The 11454-nt window shown below is 66.0% G+C and carries 11 protein-coding genes; all 11 read right to left on the reverse strand.

Features of this window, described 5'->3' with window-relative positions; genetic code table 11:
• The coding region (locus tag ABFX19_RS12540) for an NAD(P)/FAD-dependent oxidoreductase (protein WP_346028469.1) at positions 1-1394 on the reverse strand (1394 nt) is incomplete at its 3' end.
• A 34-nt stretch (positions 1395-1428) separates the two neighbouring features.
• Positions 1429-2916: a S8 family serine peptidase gene (locus ABFX19_RS12545; RefSeq protein WP_346028470.1), complete on the reverse strand. Its 1488-nt coding sequence runs from the start codon at positions 2914-2916 to the stop codon at positions 1429-1431.
• On the reverse strand, positions 2913-3866 hold the full coding sequence (locus ABFX19_RS12550) for a Ppx/GppA phosphatase family protein (protein WP_346028471.1): 954 nt from the start codon (positions 3864-3866) through the stop codon (positions 2913-2915). Before ABFX19_RS12550 ends, ABFX19_RS12545 begins: the two co-directional genes overlap by 4 nt.
• Position 3867: 1 nt before the next feature.
• Complete coding sequence (locus ABFX19_RS12555; RefSeq protein ID WP_056548892.1) at positions 3868-4518, reverse strand: DUF501 domain-containing protein; 651 nt, start codon at positions 4516-4518, stop codon at positions 3868-3870.
• Positions 4519-4625: 107 nt separating this feature from the next.
• Positions 4626-5330 carry an FtsB family cell division protein gene (locus ABFX19_RS12560; RefSeq protein ID WP_277359830.1) on the reverse strand — a complete coding sequence of 235 codons (705 nt, stop codon included), beginning with the start codon at positions 5328-5330 and terminating at the stop codon, positions 4626-4628.
• Between the two features lie 101 nt (positions 5331-5431).
• The gene (gene eno / locus ABFX19_RS12565; RefSeq protein ID WP_056548894.1) at positions 5432-6712 is read right to left on the reverse strand and encodes a phosphopyruvate hydratase; all 1281 of its coding nucleotides are present in this window, start codon (positions 6710-6712) and stop codon (positions 5432-5434) included.
• Positions 6713-6857: 145 nt separating this feature from the next.
• Positions 6858-7565 carry a MazG nucleotide pyrophosphohydrolase domain-containing protein gene (locus ABFX19_RS12570; protein ID WP_277359829.1) on the reverse strand — a complete coding sequence of 236 codons (708 nt, stop codon included), beginning with the start codon at positions 7563-7565 and terminating at the stop codon, positions 6858-6860.
• Positions 7562-8704: an adenosine deaminase gene (locus tag ABFX19_RS12575; RefSeq protein ID WP_056548898.1), complete on the reverse strand. Its 1143-nt coding sequence runs from the start codon at positions 8702-8704 to the stop codon at positions 7562-7564. Before ABFX19_RS12575 ends, ABFX19_RS12570 begins: the two co-directional genes overlap by 4 nt.
• Positions 8701-9420, reverse strand: coding sequence for a DedA family protein (locus tag ABFX19_RS12580; protein ID WP_277358175.1), 720 nt, complete (start codon positions 9418-9420; stop codon positions 8701-8703). The genes ABFX19_RS12575 and ABFX19_RS12580 overlap by 4 nt, the downstream gene beginning before the upstream one ends.
• Positions 9421-9700: 280 nt before the next feature.
• Entirely contained in the window at positions 9701-10987 is a 1287-nt protein-coding gene (locus ABFX19_RS12585; RefSeq protein WP_346028472.1) for a thymidine phosphorylase, read from the reverse strand.
• Entirely contained in the window at positions 10984-11454 is a 471-nt protein-coding gene (locus tag ABFX19_RS12590; protein ID WP_346028737.1) for a cytidine deaminase, read from the reverse strand. The genes ABFX19_RS12585 and ABFX19_RS12590 overlap by 4 nt, the downstream gene beginning before the upstream one ends.

Raw genomic sequence — 11454 nt, forward strand, 5'->3', positions numbered from 1 at the left:
TTGTCCAGCGAGGGCGTCTCCTGCTTCTTCGGCGGAGGAGTGGCAGCCTCACGGAACTGGCGGCGTGGAGTCTGCAGATCCATCAGCTGGGTGGTGTCACGCCCGAAGACGAAACCGAGCACCCAGTTGCCCACTACGCGGGCCTTGCGCTCGAACATGGGCATTGCCATGCCGTGGTAGCCGCGGTGTGCAAGCCACGCGGGCAGTCCGCGCATGCCGAAGCCCATGATGTTGGCTACGCCCTTGTACTGGCCGAACCCGGCAACCGCACCGAGGTTCTTGTGCCTGTATTCACGGACGCGGCCCACGCCGTAGCGCTCAGCGTAGATGTTGTCGGCGAGAAGCTTGGCCTGCCGCACAGCGTGCTGCGCGTTCGGGACGCAGAAACCGCCCACGCCGCCGCCGGAGAGATCGGGCACTGCGGAAACGTCACCGGCCGCCCAGGCGCCGTCCAGCGGGCCATCGTCGCCGGTGATGCGCAGTTCAGCGCTGGCGCGGACGCGGCCGCGCTCGTCAATCGGGAAATCGGTGTTGCGGACCACGGGGTTGGCCTGCACGCCGGCAGTCCATACGAGGGTGTCTGTCTCGAATTCATCCGCCGGGGATTTGTCCGGCATATTGATGAGCTTCAGCTTGCCGTCCTTGGCGCTGGCCAGCGAGGTGTTCAGCTTGACCTGCACGCCGCGGGCCTGCAGGTGCTGCACAACCCATTTGGCCTGCTCTTCCGTGACCTCGGGCATGATGCGGCCCATGGCCTCCACCAGCACAAAGCGGATGTCAGAACGCTGAAGGCGCTTGTTCTTCTTGACGGCAGCGCGTGCGAGGTCTTCCATCTCTGCAAGCGCCTCGATGCCGGCGAACCCACCGCCGACGACGACGAAAGTCAGCGCGCGGTCACGCTCCGCACCCGGCTCCATCAGGGATCCGGTCTCGATGCGCTCGAGGAGCTGGTTGCGCAGGGCGACGGCCTCCTCGATGGTCTTGAGGCCGATCCCCTCCTCCGCCAGGCCCTCGATCGGGAACGTGCGGGTGATGGCGCCGGCCGCGATGACGATGTCACGGTAGTTCAGCTCAAAAGGCTCACTGCCGTCCGCGGGTTCAACGGTTGCCGTGCGCGAGGAGTGGTTGACGCCCGTGACCTTGCCCGAGATGAGCTCGGTGTCAGTCAGGTGCATGCGGTGGGAGACGACGGCGTGACGCGCCTCAATGTTGCCACCGGCCACCTCGGGGAGGAACGGCTGGTAGGTCATGTAGGGCAAAGGATCAACGAGCGTAACAATGCCACCGTGATCCTTCACCTTCTTCTGCAGCTTGTGGGCTACGTACAGACCGACGTAGCCGCCGCCGACAACAAGGATCCGGGGACGATCAGAAAAGTTGGAGGTTTGAGCCATGAAACCAGCGTACCGGACTTTGTGAAAATCTTCACTAACTGTTGTCGCCGTCCGTTTCCGCGCCACCCTGCCGGTACACCCGGATGACCTGATACGTTCCGCCGAGCAGGATACAGAGGATCAGCCCGCCGAATCCGAACACGATGAAAGCGGGCAGCGATGTGGCAGCTGACGCACGCTCAGCGGCAGCCGGCACGGTCGGTTCAGGGATGTCGGGCAGCGGCTCTTCGGCCGGTGCCGGTTCCGGCGGAGGAGGCGGCGGCACCTCGCCGCGCCGGTACGTCTCGATGTACTGCGCCATGCTCACCACACCGCCCGCCCCCAGCAACAGTTCTTCAGGAACTGTGAGGTCGGCATTCACCGCCGCGGCGGCGTCGAGAATCCCGTGACCGTAGATGGTGTCCTTGCCGGGTATGCCGGCATCGCGTGCGGTCATGATGATCCGGTTGATGACCTGCGGAGCTGTCAGGTCCGGGTACTTGGCACGGATCAGTGCCGCGACGCCGGAGACCAGCGGCGCAGCACCGGAGGTTCCGGACCACTTGCTTGCGTACAGCCCACCCGGCAGCGCCCCGACGAGGTTCTCGGCCGGCGCCGCAATGCCGATGCTGATGCCCTCGGATGATGACTCCCGACTCGCCGCACCCTCCGCATCCAGCCCGCCCACAGCGAGAACACCGGGCATGGTGGCCGGCGCACCTACCTGCACGGACCCGCCGGCGCGGTTGCCGGCGGCGGCGACAATGACGACGTCGTTCTGTTCGGCATAGAGGAATGCCTCGTCCCAGCTCTCCGGCCAGGTGGGAGACGTGCTGCCCAGCGACATGTTGATCACGGACGCCCCGTTGTCCACCGCCCACCGCACAGCGTTCGGGATCTGTTCGTCAATGCTGACCCCCGCGGGATTGGCGCCCGTGGACTCGCCGCCGATCCAGAGCGAGACGGCAAGCAGCTCTGACTCCGGTGCAACCCCGACGACGCCGTCCGGCCCCCGTCCGGCAGCCTTGACTGCAGATTCCCCGGCCTTGGCAGACGCCTCAGCAGATGCCTCAGCTTCAGCAGACGGCGGTGCGGAGCCCGACGGCTTAGCCGATGGCGATGCAGTGCCGGACGGTGTGGCGGACTGGTTTGGTTGAGGCTCTTCGGGCTCGTGCCCACGGCCGGCAATTAGGCTGGCCACCAGTGTGCCGTGCTCAGGCACCTCGCCGATACCGCGCTGCCCGTTGGGCGCTCCTGCTCCGGAAACATCGGTTCCGCCGGTGACAACGCCTTCCAGGTCCGGGTGGCTTCCATCCACCCCGCTGTCTATCACCGCGACCGTCACTCCGGCACCCTTTGTGTCCTCCCACGCCTCGGTGATTCCGTAATCTTCCAGCCAGTATTCACGCTCGCGGATCTCCCCGCCATGGGCCGCAGCGCCTCCCACCGGGATGATGACGCCGGCGGAAAGACCCACTGCAAGCACGACGGCGGCAATCGACCGGGGAACAAGGGCGCCGGACGGCACGGGACGCACTGTCATCCATGTTCCCTTCGGGAGACGGCGCTGAGGGCGATTCCGTCCAGAATGTCATGCTCACTCGCCACTGCGCTCTGCACGCGGCCTTCCGTGGCGTCGGCAACCCGCCGGACGATTGTCCGCCAGATCAGGGCGCCGGCTCCGATCACGTCCACGCGGCCGGGGTGCATGTAAGGCAGGGCCGCGCGTTCGGAACGCGACAGGTGGAGCAGCGAGGTGGTGGCGGTATCGATCTCGTCAACCGTCAGGGACGTGCCATGGATCCGCTCCGACTGGTACTCCGGAAGTTTTAACGCGTGCGCTGTCACGGTGGTGATGCTCCCTGCAACGCCGATGACGCCGTGGACGGAGGCAAGGTTGACGTCGGTGTTTGCCTCATCGATCATCCTGCCGATCTCTTCCTCGGCAGCGGCGATCTCCTGCTCCGTCGGCGGGTCCGAGCGCAGGAACCGCTCAGTGAAACGGACGCAGCCCATATCCGTGCTGCGCGCCGAAAGAACCTGGTTACCGGTGCCGACGACGAATTCGGTACTTCCGCCGCCGAGATCGACCACGAGGACAGGGGCGTCGTTCTCCCCTGCCAGCACGCTCGCGGCCCCGGAGAACGACAGCTCCGCTTCCTCGCCGCCGCTGACGACCTCCGGTTCGATGCCGAGCCGGTCCCGTACGCCGGAGACGAAGACGTCGCGGTTGCCCGCATCACGGGTAGCCGACGTCGCCACGAACCGGACGCTCCCGGCGTCGTGCTGCTTGATCAGTGCAGCGTACTCATCCACGGCCTCGAACGTCCGCTCCAGCGCTGCTTCGGAAAGCATGCCGGTGGCGTCAACTCCCTCGCCGAGGCGCACCACCCGCATCAGGCGGACGACGTCCGTCAGCCCGGTACCGCCGTCGACATCCGCGATCAGCAGGCGAATCGAGTTGGTTCCGCAATCAATGGCTGCAGTACGCATGTCAGCCCTTCCCTTCGCTCGTTCGACGTTCGGCACGTTTGGCATCCAGCTCTGCAGGGCTGAGGCCCTGGGTCTTCACATGCCGGCTGAGATCGCGGTTCGGCGCGTGTCCGCTGGTGTCCCACGCGCCTACGCAGCGGCACTGATCCGCAGTCCACCATTCCGCGATGGCAGCCAGCGCCTCATCTCCCAACGGATTCACACCCGGACCGGCCGCGAGGGAATGACCGACCAGAACGTGAAGGCACTTGACGCGTGAGGGCATGCCGCCGGCGGACACGCCGTCGATCTCCGGCACTGGACCGATGCCGCTGCGCTCCCCGATCTCGGACCGCGCGCGGAGGTACGCCTCGTGGGCCTGCCGGTAGCGGGCCGCGAGAGCGGTGTCCTGTTCGAGCCGCTCCGTCATTTCGGTCATGGTCCCGCCGGCTTCCAGGCGGGACACCGCCGCGGTGATGACCGGATGCGTGAGGTAGTAGGTCGTGGGGAAGGGGATGCCGTTACTGAGTCGCGGGGCGGTGGTCGCCACCAGCGGATTGCCGCAGACGCACCGGGCACCGATCTCGACGACGTCCCGCACCGGGCGGCCCAACTGCCGGCTGAGGGTCTCGAGATCAGCCGGTGTGGGGGCAAGCGGATTCGATTCCGTCACTGCGGTCCTTCCTGAACCTTGTCTACCTCCGGCGTTTTTGTCGCCTGGTTGCGGTTTCGGAGTGCCTTTGACAACAGATAGGCGACAAAAACTTCCGCATACCAAGGTTAGTCGGTGGCAGCCCGCTCCACAGATTCCCAAAGGGCGTCCGCCCACGGAAGATCCTCCGGCGCCGCGGCGGACTGCTGTTCCGCCGACGTCTCCACGCCCGTTCCGCCCTTGACCAGGTAGCGGGTTTCTCCGGGCATCACCAGGAAGAGGCGGTCGCGGGCCTGCTGCTTGATGTACGCCGGATCCTCCCAGCGGGCAATCTGCGTTTCGAGGACGCCCTGCTCCTGCTGCAGCGCCGCGATGCGATCCTGCAGGGCTTCGGTTTCCGACTGCTGCTGCAGGTAGGTGCGCACCGAGGGCGCCAGCAGCACGATGATGGTCACCAGCACGACGGCGAGCGCCAGCAGGCGGCCGGAGAAGGCTTTGGCGGGGATCGGTTCCGCGTCCTCCGCCGGCACAATCACTCGATCCGAGGGCTTGCGGAAGGGTGCGCTCGCGGTCCGGATGGCTCCCGCCAGTTGGGAGCGTTCCGCGGCCCTGGCTTCGGACGGGGAGGATTTTTTGCGCGGTTCGGGCGATGCCGGAGTACGCGCTGCCCTCTGCGGTGCCGGCGGCGTCTCCGTCTTGCGGCCCGCACCCGACGGCGTTGAACGCACTGAAGCGCCCTGGTTGCCAGGGCGCTTCAATTGCGGCGTCTGCTGCCTCTGCCCGTCAGTGCGCGCTCGCGTTGTACGCGGAACGCTGGGGCGTCGGGTGGACATCGGACTCCTCGCTCACGCTGTGTTCTGCCGTCAGGTCAGGGGAAATGCCCCGACAAAGACGGTTACCTGCTTAACGAGGGTAACGCCCCATGAAGGACCAATCAGGCAGTGAAACGCGGGAAGGCCGAACGTCCCGCGTAGCGCGCGGCGTCGTCCAGTTCTTCCTCGATGCGCAGCAGCTGGTTGTACTTGGCTACGCGCTCCGAACGGGCCGGTGCGCCCGTCTTGATCTGCCCGGCGTTGGTTGCCACGCAGATGTCAGCGATGGTGGTGTCTTCGGTCTCACCCGAGCGGTGGGAGGTGATCGTGGTGTACCCGGAACGCTGGGCCAGGGAAATGGCGTCCAGTGTTTCGGTGAGCGTGCCGATCTGGTTCACCTTTACGAGCAGCGAGTTGGCTGTGTCAGCCTTGATGCCGCGCTCTAGCCGGACCGGGTTGGTCACGAAGAGATCGTCGCCGACGAGCTGGACCTTGTCACCGATGGACTCGGTGAGTGCCTTCCAGCCGTCCCAGTCTTCCTCGTCCAGCGGATCCTCGATCGAGACCAGCGGATAGTCGCGTACCAGCTCCTCGTAGTAGGCGCGCATCGCCGCGGAATCGAGCGTCTTGCCCTCGAAGGTGTAGCTGCCGTCCTTGAAGAACTCGGACGCGGCAACGTCCAGCGCGAACGCGATGTCCGTGCCCGGGGTGTAGCCGGCGCGCTCGACCGCGGTGGTGATGAGGTCGAGGGCATCGCGGTTGGAGGGAAGGTTAGGAGCGAAGCCGCCCTCGTCGCCTAGGCCGGTTGCCAGGCCCTTCTCGTTCAGGACCTTCTTGAGCTCGTGGTAGACCTCGACGCCCCAGCGGAGCCCCTCGGAGTAGGACTCGGCTCCCAGGGGAACGATCATGAACTCCTGGATGTCGACGTCGGAATCGGCATGCGATCCACCGTTGAGGATGTTCATCAGGGGAACGGGCAGCACGTGCGCGTTGGGACCGCCCAGGTAGCGGTACAGGGGCAGTGCGGAGGATTCAGCGGCTGCGCGGGCAATCGCGAGGGAGACGCCGAGCATGGCGTTGGCGCCCAGGTTCGACTTGTTCTCGGTGCCGTCCAGGTCAATCATGGCCTGGTCGATGGCGCGCTGGTCTCCTGCATCGAAGCCGAGCAGTGCCGGCTGGATCTGCTCGATGACGGCTTCCACTGCCTGGAGTACGCCCTTGCCGAGGTAGCGGTCCTTGTCGCCGTCGCGGCGCTCGTTTGCCTCGAAGGCGCCCGTGGAGGCACCGGAGGGAACAGCCGCGCGGCCGAAAGTGTCGTCGTCGAGCAGTACCTCGACCTCAACCGTGGGGTTGCCGCGGGAGTCGAGGATTTCACGTGCGTGGATGGCGTCAATGATTGCCATGGAAATGCTCCTGTTCGTGTCTGTGGAGTTTCTTCGGACGGACAGCGCAACGTGCTCAGCTCTAAAAAGCTGATGCGTCTGCGCGGGGATTCGTACTCAGCCTAATTGAAAGCGGCCGTCGATGGCCGACCGTGACGGGCTCTTTTCACTTGGGGACGACGGGCACGGCCGAGCCAGACCGCGCGAGATGTTCATCCTGGTACCTGCGCACAGCAACGCGCAGCGCCCGCTCCGGATCCAGCCCCGCGTCAACTGCACGCCCGACGACGGCGAGCAGCACCCGGCCGACCTCGTCCTCCGACGCCGGGTCCGCTTCAACCGACGGCTCGACGACGCCGCCTTCCTCTCGCCCGGAGGTTCCGTTGCGGCGTGCGCGCTTCAGCGTCTTCGCCGCCGCTGCGAGCGCCGGAAGCCCCGCCGGGATGCTCGCAAACGGCGTGGAGTCGGGCTGTTCCTGCGCCTTGATGCTGTGCCACGACGCTTCGATCTCCGCAATCGAGGAGGCCGGTACGTCCCGGAGACCGCCGTCGGGAGTGAAAACGTGCGCGTTCCGCCGAATCATCTTTGCTGTGAGTCCGTCGATGACCTCCGCCAGGGCGAACGATCCGCTTTCCTCCTGCAGGCGTGCGTGAAGCACCACCTGCAGGAGGACGTCCCCGAGTTCGGAGCGCAGTTCAGCAACGCTGGCCGGCCCCTCAAGCACCTCCAAAAGCTCGTAGCACTCCTCAAGCAGGTACTCGGCGAGCGATTCGTGGGTCAGCGTACCCATCCAGGGGCAGCGCTCCCGGAGCTGCCCGATGACGTCGACCAACCGCTCGAGGGCCGCTCCCGCCCGCTGGGCGCTTTGGGTCATGCGCCGTTGGCGCCGTCATACCCCTGCGCGATGAGCTCCGCGAGAGCGGTGCGGCTGTCGAGGGGGATGAACGCGGCTTCCACGGCGTTGAGGGTCAACTCAAGCAGGTCATCGAGGTCATAGTCGAAGGTTTCAACGAGGAGCTCGAACTCCTCGGTGAGCGTGACACCGCTCATCAGGCGGTTGTCCGTGTTGACGGTGACGTTGAAACCGAGCTGGTACAGGAGGTCGATCGGATGGCTCGTGATGTCCTTGCCGAAGGCCTCGATCGCTCCGGTCTGCAGGTTCGACGACGGGCAGACCTCGAGGGGAATCCCGCGGTCGCGGACCCACGCGGCCACCTGGCCCAGGCTGGCCATGCCGACCGGGGCGTCCGAACCGCCGTCGTCATCGAATTCCACCGTGATGTCCTCAGCGATGCGCACGCCATGGCCCAGCCGCTGCGCGCGTCCGCTGACCAGCGCATCGACGATGCTGTCCACTCCGGCAGCCTCACCGGCGTGCACCGTTGCGGGGAACTGGTGCTGCGCTAGGTAGGTGAAGGCGTCCGCAAAGCGGGCGGCGGGGAAGCCGTCCTCGGCGCCGGCAATGTCGAAGCCCACGGCGCCGCGCTCGCGGTGGCGGACCGCCAGTTCGGCGATCTCCTGACCGCGGTCCGCGTGCCGCATGGCGGTGATCAGCTGTCCCACCTGGATGGTGCGGCCGCGTGCGGCAACTGCCTCCACGCCGGCGTCGAGACCTTCCTGGACCGCCTCGACAACCTCATCGAGGGACAATCCCCCGGTGAGGTGCTGCTCCGGTGCCCAGCGCACTTCTCCGTAGACCACGCCGTCGTCTGCCAGGTCTTCCACGAACTCCTGCGCCACGCGGGATAGACCGTCGCGGGTCTGCATGACCGCGATGGTGTGGTCAAACGTCTCCAGGTAGCGCACCAGGGAACCGGAGTCTGCGGAGTCACGGAACCACTGGCCCAGTGCAACCGGATCGGTCGAAGGAAGCTGGTGGCCTACCGCTTCGGCGAGTTCGATGATGGTCGCAGGCCGGAGTCCGCCATCCAGGTGATCGTGCAGCGAAACTTTCGGCAGGGCACGGATGTCGAAGGTGAGGTCAGGAGCAAGGGAAGTCATTGGTTCAGTCACAGGCCAAGACTACGCGAGGCCAGTGACTTCGCTGCGGGTTCCTCCAGGCTGTCCGGTTCAGGGGTGCGTGGGTGCAGCGGCTCCGGGCGCGGCCTCGTGGGGGTCGAGCCGCGCACAGCGCTGATGATGCGGTCAACGATGAAGCCGAGGACCACGGCGATCGCTATCGCAACAGTGACGCCCAGGAGGTGGTTGTCTTCGAACCACGCGCCGGCAAGGGCGCCGATCCCCACCGAGTAGCTCCCCCAGGCCAGGGCGGAAATACCCGTCAGCGCAACGAAGCGCCGTCGTGAGTAGCCGGTTGCGCCGGCCGTGAGATTGACCGCCACGCGTCCGAAGGGAATGAAGCGTGCAACCAGGATCAATGATGCCGCCCGCTTCTCAAGTTCGTAGCCGGCCCATTCGAACGCCTTCTGCGAGCGTGGACGGCGCATCCAGCGGAAGCGCTGGGTACCGACGCCCCTGCCCATCAGGTAGGCGATATTGTCACCGGCAAACGCCCCGAGGGCAGAGACAAGGATCAGGAGCCAGGCGTTGGGCACGCCCTCGGTGATAATCAGCGACGCGAGACCCACCACCACTGACTCGCTGGGGAACGGCGGAAAGAACCCGTCAACCGTGCAGCAGATGAACACCAGCAGGTAGACCCAGGGCTGCTCGGCGGTGCTGAGAATGAAATCACTCAGTCCATTCGTGACAGCATTAATCGCGTCCACTACCTGCGCTCCTTGGATTGTGCGGATCGGCTCCGGTTGCCGCCGCCCCAGGTGGGTCAGTGACCTTCTATAAGAACCATGCCAGCCGTGGATCAGGAGGGTCCATGGGGTATGCCCCTGTAGAACCCCTGATCCAGCCTTTTTCCAAGGTTATGGTTTGACCCGCTCCCGCCGCGTCGCCCAATGGGGTGATGTTCCCGGTACGGGACTCGTCCCCAGGTAGTAGGTGAGTACCCTGACAGGGGCCCCTGAGAGGGCCCCTGATGTCAGGCGGTTCGGCTCAGGCGATGCGGTCGATGATGAGCTGCTGCGCCGGGCGCGCACCGTCGGGTGCAATCACGACGGCGGTTTCCAGCGCTTCACGCGCGCGATCGAACTTTTCGGGGGTGTCAGTCAGGAGGGTCATCAGCGGCTCTCCCGCGCGGACCATAGCGCCGGGCTTGGCATGCAGCCGGATACCCGCTCCGGCCTGGACCGCATCTTCCTTGCGTGCGCGTCCGGCTCCCAGGCGCCAGGCAGCAACACCGACGGCCAGGGCATCGAGCCCGACGAGGACTCCGTCGGCCGGTGCATAGATGGTCTCGGACTCCCGGGCGGCGGGGAGCGCAGCGCGAGGGTCCCCGCCCTGCGCCTCGATCATGCGGTTCCAGACGTCCATCGCACGGCCGTCCCTGAGCGCCTGAGCGGGATCAGCATCGCGTACGCCGGCAGCAGTCAACATCTCCTCCGCCAGTCGGACAGTCAGTTCGACGACGTCCTGCGGCCCGCCGCCGGCAAGTACCTCAACAGATTCCTCAACCTCGATGGCGTTGCCCGCCGTCAGCCCGAGCGGGGTAGACATGTTGGTCAGGAGGGCAACGGTCTTCACCCCGGCGTCCGTACCGAGGGCCACCATGGTTTCGGCAAGCTCGCGGGCCTGGGCCTCGTCCTTCATGAACGCGCCGCTGCCCACCTTCACATCGAGGACCAGCGAACCCGTTCCCTCAGCGATCTTCTTGCTCATGATCGACGACGCGATCAGCGGAATGGCCTCCACTGTCCCGGTGACATCACGCAGCGCGTACAGCTTCTTGTCGGCAGGAGCCAGCCCTGCGCCCGCCGCGCAGATGACGGCGCCGACGTCGGCCAGCTGGGCCATCATCTCGTCGTTTGACAGCTGGGCGCGCCAGCCCGGAATGGACTCGAGCTTGTCAAGTGTGCCTCCGGTGTGGCCGAGGCCGCGCCCGGAAAGCTGCGGCACGGCGACGCCGAAGACGGCGACCAGCGGCGCGAGCGGGAGGGTGATCTTGTCTCCGACACCGCCTGTGGAGTGCTTGTCACTGGTCGGCTTGCCAAGGGCGGAGAAAACCATCCGCTCGCCGCTGGCGATCATCGCGGCCGTCCAGCGTGAGATTTCCGTGCGGTCCATGCCGTTGAGCAGGATCGCCATATTGAGCGCGGCCATCTGCTCGTCCGCGATCGCACCGCGGGTGTAGGCGTCAATGGTCCAGTCGATCTGGGCCGGGCTGAGAGTGCCCCTGTCACGCTTGGTGCGGATGATGTCAACGGCGTCGAACTGTTCGCTCATTCGGTGCTTCCTGTCTCTGTAGTGCCGGCGGCTGACCTGCCCGCGTCTGCGAGGTGCTGCGGGCCGAACGCGTCGGGCAGTACCTCGTCCATGGTCCGGATTCCGCTCACGGTCATCAGCTGCATGCCCGGCGCCCGGAATTCATAGAGCAACTGACGGCAGCGGCCGCACGGCATCAGTGCGTTGCCGTCCCCGTCCACACAGCTGAAGGCGACGAGCCTGCCACCGCCGGTCATCTGGAGCTGGCTGACCAGCGAGCACTCCGCGCAGAGGGTGAGCCCATAGGACGCGTTCTCCACGTTGCAGCCGGAAACAATCCGCCCGTCGTCCGTCAGGGCGGCAGCCCCCACCGGGAAGTTGGAGTACGGGACATATGCCTTCCGCATTGCAGCGGTTGCCGCTTCGGCGAGAGCCTCCCATGGGAGGTCAGCGGCAGAGCCGGCCGCCGTCGTCGTGCTTTCATCCAT

The sequence above is a fragment of the Arthrobacter parietis genome (assembly GCF_039530425.1).
Taxonomy (GTDB): Bacteria; Actinomycetota; Actinomycetes; order Actinomycetales; family Micrococcaceae; genus Arthrobacter_D; species Arthrobacter_D parietis.